This is a genomic window from Wolbachia endosymbiont (group B) of Hofmannophila pseudospretella, assembly GCF_964028515.1.
Lineage (GTDB): Bacteria > Pseudomonadota > Alphaproteobacteria > Rickettsiales > Anaplasmataceae > Wolbachia.
In genome coordinates, this window is record NZ_OZ034788.1 from 731308 (window position 1) to 755697 (window position 24390).

Here is a 24390-nt window from a genome sequence, read left to right on the forward strand (position 1 = left end):
CACTTTGAATCCTTATACACAGTTGTATGCTCGGTGCTATATATGTGCTATTTGCAAGGGTACTCTGTTTATGCTAACATTAAGCTAAACCTTAAGCAATAAAATCAGAAGGATCAACTTCCCGCTGTAAGCAAGCAGCAACTACAGTGTTTATCATAAGAAATGCTATTGTCATCGGGCCAACTCCACCAGGCACTGGAGTAATAGCTTTGACTTTTTCTTTTACTCTCTCAAAGTCAACATCACCCACAAGCTTACTTTGATTTCCTATGTTAATGCTATTTATGCCAACATCAATCACTATTGCACCTTTTTTTATCCAATCTGGTTGAACAAAATTTGGCTTTCCAACTGCTGCAACTACTATATCCGCCTTAGAGCAATAATCAGCTAAATCCCTACTTTGTGAATGCAAAATGGTAACAGTGCAATTTTCTTGCAACAATAGGTGAAACATTGGCTTACCCACAATATTTGATCTGCCAATGATTACCGCATTTTTACCGGACAGATTATTTTCAACTGACTTAATTAAATGCAAAGAACCTTTGGGAGTACAAGGTATCAGACAATTTTTTTCACCTTTAACTAACCTGCCAACATTCTCATCATGAAAGCCATCTACATCTTTTTCAACACTTACTGTATTAATTATTCTGCTTGCACTGATGTGCTTTGGTAAAGGTAACTGAACTAAAATTCCATGCACAGATGGATCTTCATTTAATGTATTGACTTTTTTAATCAATTCATCTTCTGAGATACTATCAGGCAAAACAATAGTTTCAGAACTTATGCCTATTGATTCTGCTTTTCTTTGTTTATTACGAACGTAGACCTGACTTGCTGGATTGCTACCCACAAGAATTACTTTAAGACAAGGAAAAACATTATACTCTTTCTTTAAAATATCAATTTTTTTTGATAGCTCCTCACAGAGATCATTTGCTATTTTTTTACCGTTAATAATAATTGACATTTCCTTGCCACTCCTTGAAGTCAGGTAATGCGATATCAAATAAATTCAATGCTTTACCAACAGAATGATTTACAATATCATCCAAAGATTTTGGTTTAATATAAAAAGCAGGCATCGACGGAGCAATAATTGCTCCCATCTCCGTTAGTTTTAACATATTTCGGAGATGTCCAAGATGTAGTGGAGATTCTCGCACCATAAGAACTAATTTTCTTCTTTCTTTTAGAGTTACATCTGCAGCCCTTGTTAATAGATTGGAAGTCACCCCCGATGCTATTTCAGACATTGTTTTCATAGAACATGGAGCAATAACCATACCTGAGGTTTTAAATGAGCCGCTTGCTATTTTTTCTCCTATTTTTTCTTCAGAATAGTAAAAATCTGCAAGCGATATAATATCTTCAAGTTTTTCTTTAATCTCATGAGCTATAGTTATTTTTCCAGCACTGCTGATCACTAAATGAGTTTCATGATTGGTATTTTTTAGTGCCTCTAGAATCCGTACACCGTAAATAGAACCAGATGCTCCACTTATTCCAATTACAATCCTACTATTCACCTTCGTAATTCATTCCCAATGCACGTTTGTAGGTATCAAGTAATATTTCCTGTTCCTCCCTGTCATCATCATCCATCTTTCTTAGCCTAATAATCTGTTTCATCACTTTTATATCCCAACCTTCATCTGCAGCTTTTGCATATACATCACGAATGTGATCTTGCACATCCCTCTTTTCTTGTTCAAGTTTTTCGATTCTCTCTATATAGCTCTTCAAATCTTCAGCCGTTATTTTTACTGTATCTTCCATAGAACCCAACTAATTAATTGCTACTACAGTATTATCAGTTTTTACTTGTACTTCAATCATAGTAATAATATTTTTATCTTTTTTTAAAATCTTAAAGTAAAAACCGTACATGGAAAACTCTTCATTTTCTTCAGGAATGCGCTCTATCTCGTTTACAATCATACCTGCTAGAGTTGTAGCTTCTTCATCGGGAAGATCCCAATGTAACTGTCTATTAATATCCCTAATAGTAGATTTTCCTTCTATGTGATACATATTATCGGATATCTTTTTTATAAAATTCTCTGTGATCAAATCATGTTCATCTGAAATTTCTCCAACTATTTCTTCCAGTATATCCTCAAGAGTTACGATTCCCTGTAGTGCTCCATACTCATCAATAACAAATGCAAGGTGTTTCCTGTTTTTACGGAAGTTGTGAAGTTGTACACTGAGTGGCGTACTTTCTGGTATAAACCAAGGCTTTGACATAACTTTGGCAATCTCTATTTTATTATCCTTTTCACGCAAGGCATTTATTAGATTTTTCACGTGAACCACTCCAACAATATTATCTGGTTCTTTTTGCCATAAAGGTACTCTGCTATGGCTACTGGTTAAAATCTCTCTTATTAACTCTTCTTTGTTTCGATCTATATCAAGAGAAAATAAGTTTCTCCTGTGGGTCATAATTTGTGATATTTCTGTCTCAGCCAAATCAAGTATACTATTTAGCATATCTAAATCCTGTTGTAACATAGTGCCCTCACTGCGGTGAAGAGTAATCATATTACGCATTGCATCTGCTGCAGATATTACCTCCCTATTCTTATGAAGCCCACATAACTTCAGAATGATATTGACAATAAACTGAATGCCTAATGTCAATGGAGAAAGAACCTTGACAAAAAACAGCATAAAATAAGCAGAAAGTAATGTAAATTTTTCAGGATTTTGCATGGCGTAAGTTTTTGGTAAAACTTCACAAAATAGCAAAATACAAAACGTCATCATAAATGTTGCAAGAAGTATGCCCTCGCTCCCAAAAGAATTTATAAATATTGCTGTAAATAAAGCAGAGCAAGTAATGTTAATAATTGTGTTGAATACTAATATTGTTCCTATTGTTAATTCTTTTTTACCTAACAAAAGCTCTATTATCTTGGCTCTTTTGTTACCTTCTAGCTTTAGTTTATTCACTCGGGATCGGCTAATTGAGGTTAACCCTATTTCTGCTCCTGAGAACAAAAACGATAAAATCAATAAGAAAAAAATTGCTGACAATACTGAAATCAATAACCAATTCATTAAAGTATGATGTTATTGCGATATAGAAACAAAGTTGATTTTATATGTTGTAAGAAGCATTTGCAAGTCTATATATCTTTAATATAAAAAAATAAATCATGAAATATATCACACACTGCATTCACATGCATATTCTCAACAACAAGTGGAGGAGTTATTCTTATTACCCTATTATTTAAAATTTTAGTCATTATTAAGCCTTTGTCAAGAGATTGTTTAACAATTTTATCAGCCAAAGGTACTCTAAGCTCTATCCCTATCAATAAACCCTCCCCACGAACTTCTGAAACGATCTTCGGAAATTCTTCAGTCAAAGGCAACAACTTTTCTTTTAGATATTTACTGACCTTCTTAACATGGTCAAAAAAGCCTTCCTTTAGCATTACATCGAGTACTGCATTACCAACAGTCATAGCAAGTGGATTACCTCCATAAGTTGACCCATGAGTTCCTGGAGTGATTGCTTCTGCTATATAATCTTTTACTAAACATGCAGCCAGAGGAAATCCATTACCCATAGCCTTCGCACAAGTGAGCATATCAGGTTCAACTCCTATATTTTGATAGTAAAATAGAGAGCCAATCCGTCCATATCCGCATTGCACTTCATCAAAGCATAAAATTATTCCTTGAGCTTTTGTTATCTCTCTTACTTTTTTAAGATACTCTACATCCAATGGATGTACTCCGCCTTCACTTTGTATGGGCTCTAAAAATATGGCAGCTGTTTCGCTATTGATTTTCTTTTCTAATGCTTCAATGTTATTTCTTGGAATTTTATCAAAACCAGAAAGGAGTGGAGCAAAACCTTCGCGTGATTTTTCATTTCCCCCAGCTGAAATTGCAGCAATACTGCGGCCATGAAAACCTCCTTCAATTGTAATGATGTGACTGCGCTTTTCTTGTCCATTTAAGTAGAAATAGCGGCGAATAAATTTAATTGCAGCTTCTGTTGCTTCAAGTCCACTTGAGCAGAAAAAAACTTTATCGGCAAAGGTAAGTTCTGTTAACCGCTGAGCAAGCCTTTCCTGCTGGGGAATAGTAAAAATATTAGAGCAGTGCCATAATGAATCCAGTTGCTCCTTCAGTTTATCTGTAATGTATGGATGACAATGCCCTAGAGAGGTTGTAGAAATTCCTGCAGCAAAGTCTAAATATTTTTTACCATCCTTGTCGAAGAGATATACTCCTTCTCCTCTAACTATAGAAGCTTCAGATCTATTATAAGCATTAACAACATGATCCATTTTAAATATTATCTATACTGTGCATGAAAAAGCTTTCCCTTAATATTGCTTCAACTAAAAATTGGGCTAATATTATACAGTTCAACATAAAATTCAGAAATTTAATATGTAAAAAAGTAAAACTACACCAATTCACATTCAGCAAAAAAGAAAGCTATTTCTCTATGAGCATTCTCTAGACTATCAGAACCATGCACTCTATTTTCACTAATATCATTAGCAAAATCACCCCTAATTGTACCTTTATCTGCCTGTTTTGGATCTGTAGCACCCATGATTTGTCTGTATTTACTGACTGCATTTTCACCAATTAAAACTTGAACTATCACAGACCCAGAAGTCATAAATTCCACCAACTCTTCAAAAAAAGGCCTATCCTTATGAATTTCATAAAACAGCTCTGCTTGTTTTTTTGTCAGCAGCATCTTTCTCTGTGCTATAATTTTTAGTCCAGATTTTTCAATGTAAGAATTTATACTGCCTGTAATATTATTTTTTACTGCATCAGGTTTTAATATCGAAAGTGTTCTCTCAATTGCCATATTATTTCCTTATATTAAGATCGTATATTTATAGGTTTATTTTATTATAAACTTTGATTTGATAAAAGCAATTTTTCACTTATAGTTAAGAATAAACCATCAAGAGAGTATTGTATGCATGCTTGTTGTAAAAAAACTAAATCTACTACCAAACAACCGGTTGAAACTGAATCTTCTGCTAAAACATTTGTTAATAATTTAAAATCATCAATTTTTTGTGGAACAAAGGGATTTTTAACTTTTAATTTGGCGTGTTTGAGTTATTTGGAGTATAGCGCATATCGTAATACAAAATTAAAAGAAGGCGCTTTTTTTGCAATAAAAAGAAACATCATTCCATTTCTTGAAATGACAATCATAGTGCCATTTATTTGTCTTGCATTACCTATGATAGGTAGTATAAGTCTTAAGGAGTGTGCACTTACATGCGCTGCATTGATGATTGCAACATGTTTTGTTATAAGAACCTTTCACTTGCGTGAAAAGTTATTGAAAAAAATGACTAATAATGAAAATTATACCGAGAAACAAATAGAGCAGGAATTTAAGAAAGACATTATAAAATTTCCTATCTTTGATAAAAACAGACAGCATATTGAGTATAATTCTCCTAATCCAGGACAACTAATGAATGAAAGTCCTCCCTCTCTCTTTGTTAGGTTTTTACTTTTTCCCCTTACTATTCTTCTGAAGGCCCTACAAAGCTGCATAATGATATCTTTGGCTGCTGTTGAGCTTCTTGAAGCAGTTCCAAGTTTCTGTGTTGATGTGGTTTTTGATAGAAACTTTGTATCTACACAGAGTAACGTGAAGAGATCTGGCCATCTATTGTATGCTAGTGTGAGAAATTTAGTGCCTGTAACTAAACTTGATGAGTGTGTAGCTGATTTTATAGGCAAACCTGAAGCAAGGTGTTGTCAGTGAAGAAGGCAGTAATCTTATTTAACCTAGGCGGGCCTGATTCACTGAGTGCAGTTCGTCTTTTTTTATTTAATCTCTTTTATGATAGAAGAATAGTCAATCTACCCAATCCTTTCCGCTTTCTTTTAGCAAAGTTTATCTCCAAAAGGCGAGAAAATACTGCACAAGAAATATACGAGCACATTGGAGGTAAGTCTCCAATTTTGGAGAATACAAAAGCACAAGCTGATGCTTTAGAACTAAAATTAAATGAAGATGGAAACCATGTGTATAAGATATTCATCTGCATGCGTTATTGGCATCCATTTGCTGATGAAGTTGTTAAAAGCGTAAAGCAATTCGACCCTGACGAAATCATTCTGTTACCACTATATCCACAATATTCAACCACCACAACTCTATCATCCATCGAGAATTGGCAAAAAAATGCCAAAAAACATAGCCTAGAATGTAACACAACAATAATCAATAATTATTATGACAATGAAGACTTTATTGAAGCTTACACCAATCTGACAGCTAAGTACTACAAGTTAGCTAGCAAAATCGGTAAGCCAAGAGTACTGTTTTCAGCTCATAGCTTGCCTCTTAGTATCATTAAAAAAGGCGACCCTTACGCTTCACAGATAGAAAAAACAGTAAAGTTAATAGTAAAAAAATTGAATATTGAAGATCTTGATTGGGGAATATGTTATCAGAGTAAGGTTGGCCCAGTAAAATGGTTGGAGCCTAGCACTGAAAGTGAATTGTCACGCGCAAAAGCCGATGATATACCCGTAGTTTTATCACCTATATCTTTTGTGTCTGAACATTCGGAAACACTGGTTGAACTTGATATAGAGTATAAAGCAATTATCAAAGACGGATATTATTTTCGCGTACCAACTCTCAGTACTGATCTCTTATTTATCAAATGCTTGGCAGATTTATGTTTAGATCATTCTCAAGGTCCTGATTTATAGCACTTTATCTTTTAAGATTTTTATGGTATAACATTAAAAAGTTATTATTTTATTATCTACTTATGCCAAAAGGTAAGCCAAATACATTTATACACAGTATACATGATGCTCACAATCATGATATTAGAAAGATGTATTGTATTGCAGTAGGTTTAACAGGCATATTGTGTAAAATTTCATTGCAATTCTGTTGCGAGTTTATTGATAACAACAGATCCAATATTTGTACTATATTAGATATTGCCAAGTTCATAAAATTACCAACATCAACATTACTCATTCTTCATTCTGGACTCAAGTTAGCTGGATATAAATCTCAGGACGATAAAGGTGAGCCTAAAAAACCAGCACAGGTTATAGGTAGCTTAGCCTTCTTGGCAAATTGTACAATAGGAATATTGATGCAGACAAAAATCATTCATTTCCTAGCTGGGAACAATAAAGATATAATAAGTTATATTAGCTTAACATCAGCAGTTCTGTTTCTATTTTCAGAATTTATAAGCTATTATTATACATGGAAGAAGTATCTGGATAATAAGAATCCTGAAAAATCTGCTGAATGTAGAAAAGATGTTATTTTCAGCACGATAACCTTGTCATTAGGCTTATTAAGCTTTACATTAAAGAGAATGGAAATTGCAACTATACCGATAGACTTGGGTGGTGGCATAATCTATAACTTCAACTTAAGCATAACAGTTAGCTTAATATTAAGCATAGCATACTTGATATCAAACATCGATAAGTTTGTTAATCAACCTAGTAATGGCACTGATCCTTCTACTGGACTCTATCATGCTCACCATACTCAGCCCGGTAATGATGGTAATGATCTGCCCGATGGCAACGCTGTGGGAATGTAAGGATTAGAGGTGAAAAGATTTTATTTCTACTGCCAATGCTAATACTGCTAATTTGCTAACAATGTTCCAAAGTGGCAGAGTTTTATTTTCTTGGCTGATGTCATAAAATTCACAGTCAGTGGAATTCAAGCTAGAATATGTATCTTTTCTATTATTGCATCGATATAAGTAGCACGCAGGCGTATTCCCTACATAGTATATCAGCGGTTCTGCAGGACTGCACTTAAATACATCGATAGTTGGTACACCTTCTTGTATAATAACACTACTTACTTCTATACCTTCCTTTACCTTTTTCATTTTACTGCGCTTTTTTTTGTTGAGGTTTAACACTTCTTCACCACTTGTCACTGTTATGATACCCATTCCGTATGTGCCATTGCTTGCTTTGATAAAAACGTAAGGTTGTGTTTTTATTTTATATTCCTGATATTTACTTTGTATTAGAGACAATACTTGATCAACTTTAACCGCTATTGCTTTTAGTGATGAATCATCATTAAAATCTACTTCATTACAATTTTCTGTAAGTGCAGAAATGAGCCATGAGTCTATTTTAAACCCGCTACAAAATTCGGACGCTAATTTTTGATAAATTTCAAAATACTTAAATTTCTGTCTACTGTGCCAACCATACAGTGGGCTCGGTATTATCTCTTGTTTTACATTTTTGAGAATATCTGGAATGTGGCTTGTCATATCTCTATTCAGTATAATAACATCGGGTACAAATCCTGAAGTTGTCTTTAACAAAGAATTTTCTTTTACAATAGTCTCATATAATTCTATTAAATTATATGCTTCACTGTGAAAGAGACCAATTTTAGTTTCGAAACCTGCAAGTTGAAGCACCTTTTCTATGGCAAATACATTTTCTATATACATTTTATTTCGTGTGTAATTTTCCGGTATTATAAGGGCTTTCTTATATTGTTTTGTTTCGAAGTAGCTTTTTATCAATTTTGCTGCTGTTACTCTCGATACCTCGCTCAGATTGTTGAAACCTGCAGGAAATAAATTAGCGTCTACTGGAGCAATTTTGTAGCTGGAGTTTCTAAGATCTATAGAGCTATAAAATGGCAATGTAAGGCCGTTAAATTTTGCCTCAAACCAATTATTTATATCTTTTTCCAGATTTGGATGAATTATGTTTTGCATCTACACTTTAAATGTTATAAGAAAAGTACTATATTATAAGTTATAATCTATATAATATAACGAATTAAAATAACAAAAAATGATTAATCATGACAGCAGTAAAATGTATGGTACTACTATACTGTCAATTAGAAGAGACAAAAATGTAGTAGTAATAGGTGATGGGCAAGTCTCGCTAGGCCATACCGTTATAAAATCTGGAGCAAAAAAAGTTAGGCGTCTTTCTGGTGACTCCGTAATTGCCGGTTTTGCTGGAGCAACAGCTGATGCATTTACTCTCTTCGAAAGGCTAGAATCTAAACTTGATAAGCACCCAGGACAGTTAATGAGGGCATGTGTTGAACTTGCAAAAGACTGGAGAATGGATAAATATCTAAGAAAATTAGAAGCTATGATGATCGTGGCAGACAAGTCCATTTCATTGGTCATTACAGGAACGGGTGATGTTCTTGAACCTGAGGATGGCATTGCAGCCATTGGCTCTGGAGGAAATTTTGCTTTATCTGCAGCAAAAGCTTTGATTGACGTTGAAGGAATATCAATAGAGGAGATTGCAAAAAAGGCTATGAAGATAGCTGCCGATATATGTGTTTATACAAACCATAATCTAATTATTGAAAAAATAAAGGAGTAATATGTCAAGAACTTTGTGTACCAATTCTTCTGGTCAACCTGTAGTAGGTCAATTTGATAATAATGATGACTGTAATGAGAAAAATAGCCTCTATGAAAATGAAGGTACAGGAAGTAGCAGCATTCAAAGCTCACAAGCTTTATTAGATGATCTACCACCACAGAAGATAGTTAAAGAATTAGACAGATTTATAATCGGGCAGAATGATGCAAAGCGCGCTGTTGCTATTGCACTCAGAAATCGTTGGCGTCGAAATAAAGTCCCACTTCCACTACGTGAAGAGATTATACCTAAGAATATACTCATGATAGGCCATACGGGAGTTGGTAAAACTGAAATAGCTCGCCGTTTAGCAAAGCTTGCTGGTGCACCTTTTATAAAAGTTGAAGCAACGAAATTTACTGAAATAGGATATGTTGGACGTGATGTTGACTCGATAATACGTGATTTAGTTGACGCAGCAATAGTTTTAGTTAAGGAAAAAGCACGTAAAGCCTTAACTAAAAAAGCTTTAGGTTTGGCTGAAAAGATAATAGTCAACTCCATGGTTGGTGAAGATGCAACCGAGGAAAGCAAAAAAGTTTTCAGAGAAAGACTGAGAAATAAGGAATTTGAAGATGGAGAAGTTTCTATTAACGTCAGGGAGAGCAAGGGTATGCTACCCACTTTTGATATACCTGGTATGCCAGGTGGGCAAATTGGTGTGATGAACGTAACAGAAATCGTGGGCAAGATGTTTAATGGGAGCAAAAAAACAAAAACTATTACAGTTAAAGTGAAAGAAGCACGTGAAATATTGATTAATGAAGAAAGCGAAAGGTTAATGGATGAAGACAAGATAATTAAAGAAGCGATTGATCTTGTTAGCAATGAAGGCATAGTGTTTTTAGATGAAATAGATAAAATTGCAGCACGTACAGAAATAAAAGGTGAAGTCAACAGAGAAGGAGTGCAGCGCGATCTGTTACCATTACTTGAGGGAACAACTGTTTCAACTAAGTATGGCCCCGTAAAAACAGACTATATATTATTTATTGCATCTGGTGCTTTTCATTTATCTAAGCCATCTGATCTTTTACCAGAATTACAGGGTAGATTGCCAATTAGAGTGGAACTTAAGGCGCTTACTCAAGAGGATCTAATAAAAATATTAAAGGAACCAGAATCTAGTTTGTTAAAACAGTATATAGCGTTAATGAAAACGGAAAATGTAACACTTGAGTTTACTGATGATGGTATAGAGACTATAGCTGAAATAGCATTTACAGTTAATAGAGAAGTGGAAAATATAGGTGCAAGAAGACTTCATACTGTCATGGAGAAGCTTTTGGATGAAATAAGTTTTATCGCTTCTGAAAAAAATAGTGAAAAATTTGTTATAGATAGCAAATATGTAAGAGATAAACTAGAGTCAATTTCAAAGCAGCTTGATTTATCTAAATTTATACTTTAGAGGAAGCCTACTTTAAGTAATATAGAGCATTCAAGAGGTTTTATTTTTTCTTACTTCGTAATTCTTTAAGCTATTTTTCAATAGTAGAATTCAAGCTTAAATCAATTATTGCAATATCAAAATCTATGTCTTTTGTTAATACATCAGTTAAAAGGTCAGGTGGAGAAAGAACTGTTCTTTTATTACCAGCTCTCATTCCCACAACTCCAAGCTCTATAGCAAGTGGTGTTTTTTTGTCACCAACCTTAAACTGCACTATTTGATCTTTGATTATATACTCACCATTATGTCTCTTTATGCTATATTGAACTGATATCTCATCGCCACATTTTACTCGTTTTCCAGTTTTGTTAATTAAATTATTAAAAATCATCAGGTTATTTACTGAATCGGGATATTTATCTTTTACTTCAATCAGTTTGATGTAATAAGAGTTAAAACTCATTTTGTTGTCATCAGCAGCAATAGTAACTACACGCTCTCCGCCTTCTTTCATACCTATTACCCCTAAATTCACTTCTTTTAAGTAATCCTGACCTATTTTCAAATTGACATCAGTCGGAAGTAGCGTTGCTAGGTTGTTGGAGACTTTGTACATTTGTAGCAGAACTTCTTGGCCACAGAAAACTTTACTGCCACTGCCTTCAGTAATTTCATAAAAGTTTATCATCTCTTCTTCTTTTTGCTGTGTTATTTCTTCTAAGTATTCTGCTAACCCATGCTTTTCAATATAACGATCAAGAGCTGATTCAAGTATCGGCCTGACCAAATAACTTGCTATCATCTGTGTCAAACCACCATGTGTAGCATTTATTTCGTAAAGCTTTTCCCTTTTCTCTGGTTTATCTTTGTTTATATAAACAATCGTAATTATAAAAGCAGAAGCTAAAGTGAGAATCATTACTACAGAGATAAACATTTGTAATATAATTTTTCTAACCATCCTTCTTTACTTGATTCAATAAATCATATAAGTCATTAGTATTCCCTGAAAGCGTACTTAAATTATCTGAGGCCTGTTTAAAGAGACTATCTATATAGTTTTCCATTTCATTTTTTCCAAGCACGGACATTAAATTGTTTGTTTTATCTTGCTCATAATCTTCGATATCATCTTTGGCTTGAAAAATAAGCCCTAGATTTATTCCATAGTTATATAATGCTTCCCGCTCCTTGTCTGTAGCGCCTCCTATTATAGCCCCTATTTCACATGAAGCTGCAAATAGTTTTGCAGTTTTCATCAAATGAATTTCTTTTATTTTGTCAAAATCTGCACCTATATCTAAAATCTGCCCTCCCACCATTCCCTTCATTCCTGTTGCTTGAGAGAGCACTTTTATGATCTCACAATTTAACACAGATAATATCTCAAAAGCCAGGGTAAGTAATGCATCTCCGGCCAGTACTGCTGTTGCTTCACCAAATTTTTTGTGGCAGCTTGGCTGGCCTCTGCGGGTATCACTGTTATCCATACATGGCAGATCATCGTGAATTAGGGAGTAAGCATGAATAAATTCAATTGCTGCTGCTGTTGTTATTGCTTTTTCAACCTTTATGTTGAATATCGACGAAGATGCTATAACTAAAAAAGAACGTATATGTTTTGCAGGAGCAAGAAGCACATAACGCATAGCTGATATAAGTTTATTCTCACTATTTTCAGGTAAGAGCTTATTCACTTCTACAACAAGCAAATTTTTTGTTGTTTCGTCTAGCATTTTTAAATCTATTAACTATCGAGTGCTATGAGATAGGAAGTTTTTAATAGTTTATATAATCATAAAAGCTATTGCAAACATCAAAATTTCTTATAACATCAGAGAATAGGTTATTTTTTAGTAAGAAATGAACGAATTGGCAAAAAGCACTAGGGAAGATATAGAAGAAAAAGTAAAGAAGATTATACTAGAGCACATCAGTAAGGATGTAGAGGGATTTGGTAGTTCTTCAAAGCTTTCAGACCATGGCACAGATAGTTTAGATGCAGTTGAAATAATCATGGCAGCTGAAGAAGAATTTGGTATAGAGATTCCTGATGAAGATGCGCAAAAAATGGAAACTATGGAACAGATAGTTGAATATGTAGTAAACAAAGCAAACAATTGATGTTGAATGAGCAGAAGAGTAGTAGTTACCGGTGTTGGCTTAATTACTCCACTAGCAGCAGATGTTAATAACACCTGGTCAAAGCTGAAAGAAGGTAAATCTGGCATCAAAGCAATCAATACAGATAGGTTCGACTCTTCTGATCTTGCTTGTCAGGTTGCAGGGCAGGTGCCTGTGCAATCCGATAACATTGAGCATTATTTTAATCCACCAGATTATATTTTTGAAAAAGACCTAAAAAGAACAGATCGTTTTATTCACTACGGAATTGCAGCAGCTGTTCAGGCAGTAGAAGATTCACTAATTTTGGAAAATAAAAATATTAATAAAGAGCGAATAGGTGTAGCTATTGGTTCTGGTATAGGTGGTCTTCCATCAATTCAGGAAAATGTAATTACCATGCAGGAGAAGGGGCCTAGACGTGTTAGCCCATTTTTTGTTCCTGCAAGTCTAATAAATTTGATATCTGGTCATATTTCTATTAAATACGAATTTATAGGTCCAAATGACTCAGCGGTAACTGCATGTGCAACAGGTGCGCATGCGATTATAAACTCAGCAAGAGCTATAAAACTCGGTGAAGCTGACATTATGATTGCAGGCGGAGCAGAAAGTGCGTTATGCAGAGTTGGAATTGCAGGTTTTGCATCGATGAAGGCGCTATCAACTAAATTCAATGATAAGCCTGAAGAGGCCTCAAGGCCATGGGACGAAGAACGCGATGGATTTGTCATGGGCGAAGGGGCAGGTATATTAGTTCTGGAAGAATATGAACACGCAAAAAAAAGGGAAGCAAAAATATATGCAGAACTCACTGGATATGGACTCACAGGAGATGCGCACCACATCACAGCACCACATCCAGAAGGAAGAGGCGCACTTAAGGCAATGGAACTTGCTTTAAGGAGTGCACAAGTAAGCCCAAGTCAAATTGGGTATATCAATGCACATGGAACTTCAACAACACTTGGGGATAAAGTTGAAGTAATAGCAATGAAGCAGTTATTCGGTGACTATGCCTATAAAATACCTGTTTCCTCGACTAAATCTTCTATAGGACATTTACTTGGTGCCGCAGGAAGTGTTGAAGCAATATTTAGTATCCTTGCATTAAACAATGGAATTGTTCCACCAACTTTAAACCTACACAAACCTTCAGAAGGGTGTGATTTAAATTTTGTACCACTTAAAGCTCAAGAGCATAAAATTCAATATGCGCTTTCTAATTCATTTGGTTTTGGTGGTACCAACGCGTCTCTCATCTTTGGAAAGGTGTAGTTAATTATGCTATTTTGAATCGACTACGAAAATGTTATTCGAGTAGCTGAAACTGGAGTCCAGTTAAATTGGTCAGCATAAAAGTAATGTTGAAATATAACATTTTGATGATGATGAAGAAATGGATCCCAGTGTCAGCTACTCGAATGACAGAAGAAGAAAAAGCAAAATTTTGTCTTTTACCGCTAACCTATTATACTTACTTGATAAGTTCTATCGCTTGATTAAATGCATAAAATATTAGTAAGAAGTAACCATAAGCCCTTAATTGGAAAAATCAAGATTAATGGTTCAAAGAATGCCGTCTTGCCAATAATGGCGGCAAGCTTGTTTAGTAATTCTTCAATAACTTTGCATAACGTACCTGATTTAATTGATGTGAATTTGATGTCTGAGCTGCTTAAGAGTCTTGGTGCAGAAGTAAATTTTATATGCAATAAAGACTATAAAGCAAATCACACTTTGGAAATTGACTGTAGCAATATCAATAACTATTTAATATCACATGAAATTGCAAGCAGACTGCGAGCATCTTTTTTAATGCTAGGTCCAATGCTCAGCAGATTTGGTAGAGTTTCAACAGTATTTCCTGGTGGATGTAATATTGGAAAACGTCCTGTTGACATTCATATTAAGGCACTTGAAGCAATGGGAGCTAAAATTGAAATTGATAGCTGTAATATAACTGCAACAACAAAGGGGAAATTGCAAGGCAAAGAAATAACATTTGAAAAAGTGAGTGTTGGTGCAACAGAAAATATAATAATGGCAGCAACACTTGCAGAGGGAGTAACAATAATAAACAATGCTGCAATTGAGCCGGAAGTTCTTGATTTAATAGAATTTCTGAAGAGTATGGGTGCCAATATTGAAGTTAATAATACAAAAATCACAATAGAAGGTGTTGAAGCATTAAATGGGTGTGAGCATAAAATAATACCAGATCGCATAGAGGCCGGTACTTATGCTCTGGCTGCTGTCATTACCGGCGGCGAGCTAAAGTTAGAAGGAGTAAATTTGTCTGATATGGAATGTATTGCAAATGAATTGAAGACTATAGGAGCCGGAGTTGAGTTATGTGACGATGGTATGATTATTTCTAGAAAAAATGGCTCTATTAAATCTATTCACGTTACAACAAATCCATACCCCGACTTTCCCAGCGATATGCAACCACAACTAATGTCTGCTATGTGCATTGCAGATGGAATATCAATCATTGAAGAGAATGTTTTTGAAAGTAGATTTGCACATGCGAATGAGTTAAGAAAATTAGGTGCTAATATCAGCATCGAAAAAAGTAAAGCTACTATAAGTGGAACAAAGAGTCTATCTGGAGCTAATCTGCATGCTAATGACTTAAGATCAACCGCAGCTTTAATTCTTGCTTCTTTGGTGGCTAAAGGAGAAACTATAATAAATAACTCACATCATTTATGGAGAGGCTATGAAGCAATGGACGAAAAACTCAATTCGTGTGGAGCCGATATTTCCTTGAGGACATGTTATGAATAAGCGAACTACAGTAAAAGAGATAGATGAAATTCTATACGAAGAACATAAGGTGTTAGATCATGGATTTGTTCGAGTGATTGATTATATGGGCTCTGATAGCGCCATAGTTCAAGCTGCTCGTGTTTCTTATGGAAAAGGAACAAAACAGATAAATCAAGATGAAGCGCTTATAAAGTATTTGATGAGGCATCATCATACAACTCCATTTGAAATGTGTGAAATTAAGTTTCACGTGAAACTTCCAATTTTTATTGCAAGACAGTGGATAAGACACAGAACTGCAAATGTGAATGAATATTCCGGAAGGTATTCGATACTTGATAATGAATTTTATATACCAGAACAGGTTGCAAAACAATCTGATAATAATAAACAAGGCAGCGGTGAAGCTTTTGACTCAAGTACTTCAAAAGAAATAATAGATTCTCTAATAAATGATTCTCATTTAGTATATTCTCATTATGAGAAATTTATTGAACAGGGCCTTGCAAGGGAAATTGCCCGAACTAATCTAACACTTAATTACTATACTCAGTTTTATTGGAAAATAGATTTACATAACCTTTTTCACTTTTTAAGGCTTAGAGCTGATCAGCACGCCCAATATGAAATTAGAGTCTATGCAGAAGTTATGTTGGACATAGTAAAGAAATGGGTCCCGCTGGCCTATAATGCTTTTGTTGAATACTCGCTAAAATCAGCCTGCATTTCAAAAACTGGTCTTGAAATAATTCGCAAGCTAATAAAAGGAGAAAATGTTACGAGAGAAGAAAGTGGCATTGGTAAAAGAGAATGGAATGAGCTGATGTCTATACTTGGTAAATAATCTTGAAGATAAATGTATAGTTGTTATTTACATAGCGTTTGCAGGATAGCTGTACAAAACCCAAACCAGTCACAGCTGTACAAACATTTTGGTAATTTGCATAGTAGATGATGTCATTCCAGTGCTTGACACTGGAATCCAGGAATTTTGATTCTAAATTGGGTATTGGTCTTAAATTAAAATAAACGTTTGTGATGAGATTATATGAACACTGGATCCCAGTGTCGGAGCACTGGGATGACAAGAGAAGGAAACACTGGGATGAGAGGAGAGGGAAACACTGGCATGACAGAAGATGAAACCACTGGAACATTTATTTTTGAAAGTAAATTACATAGTAGATGGTCAGTACTTGATACTGGAATCTAGTCCTTAAGATCAAGTTATGTCCTTTCACAGACTTGCAGGTGTGAGCAACAATTTATTCATACCTTTATCAACTGATATATCAATTATTCTTGAATTTGTTCTTTCCATTGTTTCATAAAGCTTTTCAGCTTTCTTTAACATTAGTGTTGCATTTCTAAGCGTAATACAAATTTCGCAATAATCTGGAGAATTTTCAACATACATATTATATGAATAATGGTTTACAGCAAGTTCTATTGCCCTACTAACTTCCTCTAATGTAAAATTAGCAGCTCCTGTATTAGGACAAAAGCCAACCGCTCCTTTACTAGGGTCAAAAAATATGTATTTATCACTCTCTGCTTTATACAACAACATAGAATGTCCAGCATCCTTGAAATCCGCTCCATTATTAGCAAGATAAAAAGAATTAAATTCTAAGTAGCATCCTATCTCCACATCATTTAAGACACGTTTGATTTGTTCTTGGTCAGTATCTATCCATACTTTTGTTGAAGATAAACCATCACACCATTGCTCATGCATTTTCTCATCAAAATAAAATAGAGCTCCTTCTCGCCTTTTAATACTCTGAACATCAATAATAGGTAAGAATTGCGATAAAAACTGCATCATTAATAACTCAATCGTTTGTTCTTTTCTTCCATCAATATAGTCCATAAAATCTTGTTCAGATATAATATTACCAGACTCGAGGAATTGAACAAAATCTTTCCTATTCTCTAATCTTATAAAGGTAATAAAGTAATTTAATGAGTGACATAACCCTTCTTCGGGATCAAAATCTAAAATTTCTTCAAATCTATTTTTTAATTGTGCAATTTTAGATATATTCTCTGACATAAAAGCATTCAAATCAAATTGAATAGCTTGCTCACTTTCAAATAATTTATTATATTGTTCTTCAGCTGATAAATCTGGTGCTTTATATACATATCTATCATTTTCTCTATGTATACCTTCTATATCTTTAATTATACCTTGTTCTACATTTTTACTGATAGCAGTTTTATGCTTTCCTCTGTTGGCAAATTTATTTAAAAACTCCGCAATTTCCTGTTTTGAAAGTGTTTTTTCAACTTCTCCATCTTTAGTTTTAGAAAACACTCTAATTTTAGCGTTTTTCTTGTCATACCAAAATCCATTACTGACCGAACAAATAAGAAACATTACAAACTCGTTTAATAGTAGTACTGGAAATATTGACAATAAAATTACACAAAACATCTTCAAGTAAACCTATGGTATCGTAGATACTATTGCGTAAAGTATTGTATTTGATATATTGCCACAACCTTTCAACAGGATTCAGTTCCGGTGAATAAGGAGGCAAGTATATGATGGTAATGTTTTCCTGAATTTTCAAACTTTTTGATCTATGCCAACTTGCACAATCCATTACAAGAAAGGCTTCTTTCGTGCCTAAATCTTTCGACATCTGCTCCAGAAATATATTCATACAATCAGTGTTTACATATGGAGCAAGTAGGCTAATTTTCTTACCACTTCTTGGATTTACCGCACTGTAGATATAGAAATTTTGTCTACCAATTTTCATTTTAACCTGTGTTCTGACCCCTTTTTTAAACCATCCGTGTCCGATTTTTGAATGAGTTCCAAATCGTGATTCATCAAAAAAATACCTCCTTTTCAGGGTGGGAATTGACTATTTTATTGAAGTATTTTTTAAACTCTTCTTGCTTGTTTTTATCTTGTTTATGGTGAATTGGCCTCGGTGTTATGTAAGAAAACTTCATCCTTTGTATCTCACGGTGCACTGTTGATTTGCTAATGTTTAGGCCAAATTCCTCTGAGATTTTTATTTGCACTTCCTTAATAGTAATATTTGGATTTCTTTCTACCCATATTTCAATTTGCTCACGTTGATTTTTGTTTAATTTGCTTTTTCTTCGCCGCTGAGACGGGGAAAATAATCTTTCTACTCTACCAAATTTTAGATGCTTTATCCATTCAGTCAAAGCAGTCCTTGAAATTTTACATATTCTTGCCACAGCGCTTATACTACTTTCTTTTCCTGCTATCACCGCTTGTAACTTTTTTGAAACATATGCGTTATTTCTGACCTTTTTTAACATTTCTTTCGCCAAATTTACAACTTTTTCGTCTAATAGTTTTGACCTTAATGCCATTTATACCTCTCTATTTTATCTACTTTAGTATCACTTCTTTCCCATTATTGTCTATCTGTTCTTTATATAGTGGGAATTGGTATCAGTAAGTAATTGCTTTATGAATTGAGGATGTTTTTCTTGTAGGAATGTCACTAAGCAATCTGACATTCTATAGTCATTAGACATACTTGCTATTTTATATGGTGTATCATGACCAGATTCCTGCATTTTATTGTATGCTTCTTTTGTATAATGCATATCGCGAGTGCTTTCTTTTTTAGCTGCATCATAGCTCCACATGAAAAGCTTCATACCGGTACGTAAAACTTCAGGTACTGTATCCATATTACCGGTAGAGTACTCAAGAAATGCATCGCTCATTTTTTCCATTAAAATTTTAGATTTTGCACAAAGTAAGCCATTTACATCTCCAACAATAAAAGTCTTTGCTATCGTGCCGTCAGCTTCGTGTGCTCTTACTGTTCCACCACCCCATAATTCTCTATGGTCCTTACCACCTGAAAGTTCCTTGATGTGAGCTTTGTAATCATCGTAATTTTTCAGCACATAAAGCTGCAATTTTACTGGACCAGAATGAACGCTTTTTTGTGAATAGAAATTATCAGACCAGGCTCCGTAAGCATCTTTTACAGTTTGTTTTATATACTCAGGGGTATAACTAGCTAATCCCCCATATTTTACTTCTATCGTAAGCTGATCATTTATTACTATACTCTCTGTATTTGGAAATAAATTTTTAATCAACGTCTGTGATTTGTCAGATCCAGAATTTATTTTGAACTTCATATTCACCTCTTAAAAATTTTCACTATAAATAAGTCTTGGAAACAATGTGTTAACCATAGATTCAGCCCTTACTTGATTTTTACATAACTGCTGAGATATCGCTGAAAAGCCGATTCTTAGTATTGAGATATTTAGCATAGCTGCCAGCAGCAGGTATTGAGTAAAAACCGCTTGCAAGTTCAAGATAAGAGCTGCTATTCAGAACAAAAAATAAATCGCTCTGGTCAAGCAATATGTCATAACCAGAGCTCGTGCAATGTAAGTATTCATTGCCTTCATACTCTGCTATGTAGTATTTACTTGCATCAAGATCACCATTAAGCTGTAAAATTGCTGCTGAACGTCCATTCCCAATACTATGGCCTTTTATTACTTTAAGTACTTTAATCTCATCATTTTCTATGAGTTCTCTTAACTTTTCATTCTTTTGATTTAATTCTTCCTCTGCTTTTCTTCTGTCTTCTTCTAATTTTGTTTCTTTTTCGACAAGCTCATTTTGTATTTGCAAAAACATATCTTGAATGGTTAAGCCATTTAGAAAGTAATCCAATACACTTGACACAAGTGGCTGCAATTCACCGTTATCTTCGAAGCTCTTTTCCTGCTTTTTGTCATATTGATTAGGGTTATAGATTGCATAGAGAGGATAAAAACCATAATTCACCTCATCGAATGATGACTTTATGGAAAATCCGCTCTGATCAAGTGGAAGTTTAGTAGCTAAATATCTACCATTATCATCTCTGACATATAGCTCATTTATACCATAGTGACCACTATATTTGTTGTAATAAATATAAAAATTCTCAGGATTAAGATTAAAGTAATCATCTAAATTGTTAGGTTTACCGAGCTTTTCACATAGAAAACTTTTGCTCTTATCTGTAAGTTTGATGCGTGTAGAGAAGTAACACCGATCTATTCGGTCACCTTTTTCTATTTCAAAGTCTAGGACTATTTTATCGCTAAACATACAGAATTTCCTCACATTTCCAATATTTATGATTATAAATTGTGTACTATGAAAAAAGCATTAAGGTCTTTTTGTGTATCTGATTTTTCTGATTCATTTGAAAATTACAAAAATAGTTTAGGCTACTATGAGGAAAGCAGTTGATGTATTACTACCACTTCCAATTGATCAGCTATTTTCCTATATAGTTGAAGAAAACACTGAAATTTCAATTGGAGATTACGTAGTAGTACCGTTTGGTAGAAAACGCTTGATTGGAATAGTTTGGAGAAAAAGTAGCAAAAGCGATCGAGAATTAAAATTTATTGAACAAAAGGTCGATTTGCCGAGCATCAGACCAAAACTGATCGAATTTGCAGAATGGGTTGCTCAATATAATGTAATACCTATTGGTATGCTTGCCAAAGTGATAATGGGAGGAGTATTAAAGGTAAATCAAATAGATAAGTTAGTTTGCACTAAACAAAAGCAGGAAATAAGTGAAATAGATTACCAATTAAACCCTGAGCAGCAAGCAGCTCGAGATAAAATAATAAGTAATTTGAATGAGTATTCAGTAACTTTACTTGACGGTGAAACCGGGTCTGGAAAAACGGAAGTTTATCTCTCTGTGATTGCACAGTTAATTAAGAATATTCCAGCGTTCAATACACAACTAGACGAATGTTACAATATAAGAGTAATTTTTACCAAAAAGGATGTCATCCCAGTGCCCCGACACTGGGATCCAGAAAACTTAATTTCAAATCAGTACACTAAGCATTTGTACGATAAAGACTGGATTCCAGTGTCAAGCACTGGAATGACATCATCTACTACTAAAACTACCTGCAAATGTTCAAACACCAAAAGGTTACACACTGGAATGACAACAGAAGGAGGTAATGCACAAGTCCTTATCCTTCTGCCAGAAATTGTCCTAACTTCACAATTGGTAAATCGCGTTCGCAGTCAGACATCTGGAAATATAGCTGAGTGGCATTCAGGACTTACTCCAAAAGCTCGCCGAAATAATTGGCTCAGTATCGCAAATGGAAGTGCGCAGATAATTATTGGGGCACGGTCAGCGCTTTTTTTGCCTTATAAAAACCTAAAATTAATTATCGTCGATGAAGAGCATGACTCATCCTTTAAACAAGAACAGGGGATTATATATAATGCTCGAGATATGGCCATTATCTTAGCCAAACTCGAAAATATTCCGATTATTTTGTCATCCGCCACTCCGCTACTTGAAACAATTTATCATGTTAAAAAAGGGAATTACAATCATGTAAAATTGACTAAACGATTCGGTGGTGCAGAGTTGCCACAAATAAAAGTAGTAAATAATAAGCAATGGATTTCCAATGAACTTTTCGAAGGAATAAAACAAACCATAGAGAAAAAACAGCAAGTTATGCTCTTTCTAAACCGCCGGGGGTATGCGCAACTTGCAGTTTGTAAAAAATGTGGATATAAAATTTCCTGCTCAAATTGCACTGTATGGCTTACTTACCACAAGAAAAAGAACGTCCTTTTATGTCACCATTGTTCTTATCAATCAAAACTTCCAGAAAAATGCTCCAATTGTCAAAGTGAGCAGTCATTGCTCCTTTATGGTGTGGGAATTGAAAGGTTAGTTGAAGAAATAGTGAAATTAATACCAAATGCAAAAACTGCGATTATCAGCAGCGATCAGAAGTCGCTTGGTAACGTCATTGATTTAGTGTTGAAAGAAGAGGTGAATATTATAATCGGTACACAAGTGATTGCCAAAGGGCATAATTTCCCTAAGTTAACTTTGGTTGGAGTGATAAATGCAGATTTAGGACTTGAAAATTCTGACCTCAGGGCAGCAGAAAAGACGTATCAATTATTGCATCAAGTTGCGGGTAGATCTGGGAGGTTCAACGAAAAAGGAACGGTAATAGTGCAAACCAATAATCCTGAAAGTTTAATAATAAGAGCATTACAGCAGCAAAAAAGGGACTTGTTTTATGAAGTTGAACTTGAGTCAAGACGCAAAGCTAAAATGCCACCATTTAGTAGATTAATAGCGCTTATAGTTTGTGATAAGGATCAATTTGCAACGCAGAAAGCAGCAAGTGAGCTAACAAGCTTTTTACATAATCAATGTTCAACTACCTTTCAGCACTTGACGCTGAAAGAATTTGAAATTTTTGGCCCATCACCAGCAGCAATAAATTTTTTAAACAATAAATATCGTTATAGAGTGTTACTGAAAATACACAATAACCATAGTCTATTCATAAAGAAAAAGCTGAAACATTGCTGTAACTTGAGTTCAAACATTGCAATAACAATAGATGTTGATCCTGTGAGTTTCTTTTGATGTTATTTGAATTTATTTGACATTCACAGAATTAATTGTATTAATTTTTTAATCAATAGTTTGACTTTTATTACGATTTATTATATTATTGATATAATTAGAATAAGGAGATGGTATGCATGATTTAATTAAGATTATTCATAATCGAAACGAGAGTCTTGAAAAAAACATTCAAGAGTTGAAAGATTATCTTACTGATGATAGAAAAATTGTGATTGAGAAAGAGTTATTCTCAGCAGCTATTGTAGATGTAATCTCTACAAAAGGAGATTTTATTAATGAACAAGCAGTGCAAATATACCTTATTTTGCATCACTGTATTAAACACTATAGTGCAAGGTCTAAGAAAGGAGAGATATTGTCATTTCAAAACGCAATGAATATTCTAGATGAAGCAGTACATGACTATATTACTCTTGAGGATTTCTATAAATTGATCAATTTTCGAGATCAAAGTGGAAATACATTATTACACCAAGCTGTTATAAGTAATAACACTGAGGCAATAGAAGCACTTTTGAAATATGGCGCAAATTCTTTGATAAGGAATAAAGAAGACAAAATGCCATTAGATTTAGCTCAAGAAGAAAAAACAAGAGAAGCACTCATTAAATCTATGAAAGACCAAGCTCAATCGAAAAAAGAAAGTGCTAGATGTAATGGTTTGATTGGTATCATACCTGGTGTTTTTCTTGGTGTTGGACTGGGTATTGGTAGTGCTCTAGTACCTTCAATGACTATTATATTATGCGCACTCGCAGTATCTGCTCTTGTTGCTGGAATAGCAGTTGGAGTGGCTATATATTTACTAAGTCAAGACTATAAACAGGCTAAATCGATAGAAAAAGCTGTTGATTCTCAACTCTCTTCCGTTGAGCAGAAAAAGGCTTATACAAATGAAGCAATGCTAAAAGATAAACAATAACTGTGAGTTTTTTAACATTAGATTTCTTGCATAACTGGAATTCGAAAGTTCCAGCGCATTTTACTTATTGGATCCCAGTGTCAAGCACTGGGATGACATCTGTTTATGCAAGAAATCTATTCATTTAAACCTTGTTTGAGAAAACGTAGCTATAAAAACCGCAGGTACCAGTTGGTTTTTATTAGCTAAAGTAAAGGTCAAGTATCTGGAATTCTGAACATAAGATCCCCCTGTGAAAAAAAGATTAGAAAAAATGCAGTGCACAT

The 24390-nt window shown here is 34.3% G+C and carries 25 protein-coding genes; 12 read left to right on the top strand and 13 right to left on the bottom strand.

Annotation, left to right across the window (positions count from 1 at the left end):
* Window positions 1-91: 91 nt before the first annotated feature.
* The 6 genes from folD to ndk form a co-directional block, all read right to left on the bottom strand.
* Window positions 92-979: a bifunctional methylenetetrahydrofolate dehydrogenase/methenyltetrahydrofolate cyclohydrolase FolD gene (gene folD, locus ABWU24_RS03405; protein WP_341815549.1), complete on the bottom strand. Its 888-nt coding sequence runs from the start codon at window positions 977-979 to the stop codon at window positions 92-94.
* Window positions 963-1538, bottom strand: coding sequence for a UbiX family flavin prenyltransferase (locus ABWU24_RS03410; protein ID WP_264330718.1), 576 nt, complete (start codon window positions 1536-1538; stop codon window positions 963-965). Before ABWU24_RS03410 ends, folD begins: the two co-directional genes overlap by 17 nt.
* A complete protein-coding gene (locus ABWU24_RS03415) occupies window positions 1531-1788 on the bottom strand; it encodes a DUF2312 domain-containing protein (protein WP_006014634.1) in 258 nt (85 codons plus the stop codon). The genes ABWU24_RS03410 and ABWU24_RS03415 overlap by 8 nt, the downstream gene beginning before the upstream one ends.
* A gap of 9 nt (window positions 1789-1797) precedes the next feature.
* Window positions 1798-3075 carry an HlyC/CorC family transporter gene (locus ABWU24_RS03420; protein WP_341815550.1) on the bottom strand — a complete coding sequence of 426 codons (1278 nt, stop codon included), beginning with the start codon at window positions 3073-3075 and terminating at the stop codon, window positions 1798-1800.
* A gap of 68 nt (window positions 3076-3143) precedes the next feature.
* Window positions 3144-4322: an aspartate aminotransferase family protein gene (locus ABWU24_RS03425; RefSeq protein WP_341815551.1), complete on the bottom strand. Its 1179-nt coding sequence runs from the start codon at window positions 4320-4322 to the stop codon at window positions 3144-3146.
* Window positions 4323-4444: 122 nt separating this feature from the next.
* Window positions 4445-4864 (bottom strand): nucleoside-diphosphate kinase, encoded by a 420-nt coding sequence (ndk, locus tag ABWU24_RS03430; RefSeq protein WP_015587995.1) that lies wholly within the window; start codon window positions 4862-4864, stop codon window positions 4445-4447.
* A 114-nt stretch (window positions 4865-4978) separates the two neighbouring features.
* On the opposite strand from ndk, the gene ABWU24_RS03435 reads away from it, so the two are divergent.
* The 3 genes from ABWU24_RS03435 to ABWU24_RS03445 all read left to right on the top strand — a co-directional run bounded on the left by ABWU24_RS03435 (window position 4979) and on the right by ABWU24_RS03445 (window position 7613).
* Window positions 4979-5788: a hypothetical protein gene (locus ABWU24_RS03435; protein ID WP_225416284.1), complete on the top strand. Its 810-nt coding sequence runs from the start codon at window positions 4979-4981 to the stop codon at window positions 5786-5788.
* The gene (gene hemH, locus ABWU24_RS03440; RefSeq protein WP_341815552.1) at window positions 5785-6747 is read left to right on the top strand and encodes a ferrochelatase; all 963 of its coding nucleotides are present in this window, start codon (window positions 5785-5787) and stop codon (window positions 6745-6747) included. The genes ABWU24_RS03435 and hemH overlap by 4 nt, the downstream gene beginning before the upstream one ends.
* A 62-nt stretch (window positions 6748-6809) precedes the next feature.
* Window positions 6810-7613 (top strand): hypothetical protein, encoded by an 804-nt coding sequence (locus tag ABWU24_RS03445; protein WP_015587998.1) that lies wholly within the window; start codon window positions 6810-6812, stop codon window positions 7611-7613.
* 3 nt (window positions 7614-7616) lie between these two features.
* On the opposite strand, the gene gshA is transcribed toward ABWU24_RS03445, so the two are convergent.
* Complete coding sequence (gene gshA / locus ABWU24_RS03450; protein ID WP_015587999.1) at window positions 7617-8771, bottom strand: glutamate--cysteine ligase; 1155 nt, start codon at window positions 8769-8771, stop codon at window positions 7617-7619.
* Between the two features lie 79 nt (window positions 8772-8850).
* Here gshA and hslV point away from each other — a divergent pair, with 79 nt between their 5' ends.
* On the top strand, window positions 8851-9405 hold the full coding sequence (gene hslV, locus ABWU24_RS03455; RefSeq protein WP_015588000.1) for an ATP-dependent protease subunit HslV: 555 nt from the start codon (window positions 8851-8853) through the stop codon (window positions 9403-9405).
* A 1-nt stretch (window position 9406) separates the two neighbouring features.
* Window positions 9407-10858: an ATP-dependent protease ATPase subunit HslU gene (gene hslU, locus ABWU24_RS03460; protein WP_341815553.1), complete on the top strand. Its 1452-nt coding sequence runs from the start codon at window positions 9407-9409 to the stop codon at window positions 10856-10858.
* A 70-nt stretch (window positions 10859-10928) separates the two neighbouring features.
* Here hslU and ABWU24_RS03465 read toward each other — a convergent pair whose 3' ends face one another.
* Both ABWU24_RS03465 and ABWU24_RS03470 read right to left on the bottom strand, forming a co-directional pair.
* Complete coding sequence (locus tag ABWU24_RS03465) at window positions 10929-11801, bottom strand: FKBP-type peptidyl-prolyl cis-trans isomerase (RefSeq protein WP_353274443.1); 873 nt, start codon at window positions 11799-11801, stop codon at window positions 10929-10931.
* A complete protein-coding gene (locus tag ABWU24_RS03470) occupies window positions 11794-12576 on the bottom strand; it encodes a polyprenyl synthetase family protein (protein WP_341815554.1) in 783 nt (260 codons plus the stop codon). Before ABWU24_RS03470 ends, ABWU24_RS03465 begins: the two co-directional genes overlap by 8 nt.
* A gap of 127 nt (window positions 12577-12703) precedes the next feature.
* On the opposite strand from ABWU24_RS03470, the gene acpP reads away from it, so the two are divergent.
* The 5 genes from acpP (at window position 12704) to ABWU24_RS03495 (ending at window position 16952) form a co-directional block, all read left to right on the top strand.
* A complete protein-coding gene (gene acpP / locus ABWU24_RS03475; RefSeq protein WP_015588004.1) occupies window positions 12704-12964 on the top strand; it encodes an acyl carrier protein in 261 nt (86 codons plus the stop codon).
* A 6-nt stretch (window positions 12965-12970) separates the two neighbouring features.
* A complete protein-coding gene (gene fabF / locus ABWU24_RS03480; protein ID WP_015588005.1) occupies window positions 12971-14242 on the top strand; it encodes a beta-ketoacyl-ACP synthase II in 1272 nt (423 codons plus the stop codon).
* Between the two features lie 228 nt (window positions 14243-14470).
* Window positions 14471-15757, top strand: a complete 1287-nt coding sequence (gene murA, locus ABWU24_RS03485) for a UDP-N-acetylglucosamine 1-carboxyvinyltransferase (protein ID WP_341815555.1) — start codon at window positions 14471-14473, stop codon at window positions 15755-15757.
* A complete protein-coding gene (gene thyX / locus ABWU24_RS03490; protein WP_341815556.1) occupies window positions 15750-16583 on the top strand; it encodes an FAD-dependent thymidylate synthase in 834 nt (277 codons plus the stop codon). The genes murA and thyX overlap by 8 nt, the downstream gene beginning before the upstream one ends.
* A gap of 204 nt (window positions 16584-16787) precedes the next feature.
* A complete protein-coding gene (locus ABWU24_RS03495) occupies window positions 16788-16952 on the top strand; it encodes a hypothetical protein (protein ID WP_353274445.1) in 165 nt (54 codons plus the stop codon).
* 24 nt (window positions 16953-16976) lie between these two features.
* Here ABWU24_RS03495 and ABWU24_RS03500 read toward each other — a convergent pair whose 3' ends face one another.
* From ABWU24_RS03500 to ABWU24_RS03515, 4 genes are all read right to left on the bottom strand, one after another.
* Window positions 16977-18122 (bottom strand): hypothetical protein, encoded by a 1146-nt coding sequence (locus ABWU24_RS03500; RefSeq protein ID WP_353274447.1) that lies wholly within the window; start codon window positions 18120-18122, stop codon window positions 16977-16979.
* Window positions 18097-19102, bottom strand: a protein-coding gene (locus tag ABWU24_RS03505) for an IS630 family transposase (protein ID WP_353274215.1) whose coding sequence is annotated in 2 segments (ribosomal slippage) — window positions 18097-18591 and window positions 18593-19102 — 1005 coding nt in all. Because the reading frame shifts where the segments join, the coding sequence is not laid out codon by codon here. Before ABWU24_RS03505 ends, ABWU24_RS03500 begins: the two co-directional genes overlap by 26 nt.
* A 51-nt stretch (window positions 19103-19153) precedes the next feature.
* A complete protein-coding gene (locus tag ABWU24_RS03510; RefSeq protein ID WP_353274449.1) occupies window positions 19154-19891 on the bottom strand; it encodes a hypothetical protein in 738 nt (245 codons plus the stop codon).
* Window positions 19892-19970: 79 nt separating this feature from the next.
* Window positions 19971-20864 carry a hypothetical protein gene (locus ABWU24_RS03515; protein ID WP_341815560.1) on the bottom strand — a complete coding sequence of 298 codons (894 nt, stop codon included), beginning with the start codon at window positions 20862-20864 and terminating at the stop codon, window positions 19971-19973.
* Between the two features lie 127 nt (window positions 20865-20991).
* Between ABWU24_RS03515 and priA the strand changes: the two genes are divergently transcribed.
* Both priA and ABWU24_RS03525 read left to right on the top strand, forming a co-directional pair.
* The gene (priA, locus tag ABWU24_RS03520) at window positions 20992-23199 is read left to right on the top strand and encodes a primosomal protein N' (protein WP_341815561.1); all 2208 of its coding nucleotides are present in this window, start codon (window positions 20992-20994) and stop codon (window positions 23197-23199) included.
* Window positions 23200-23314: 115 nt separating this feature from the next.
* Window positions 23315-24124 carry a hypothetical protein gene (locus tag ABWU24_RS03525; protein ID WP_341815562.1) on the top strand — a complete coding sequence of 270 codons (810 nt, stop codon included), beginning with the start codon at window positions 23315-23317 and terminating at the stop codon, window positions 24122-24124.
* Window positions 24125-24390 lie beyond the last annotated feature (266 nt).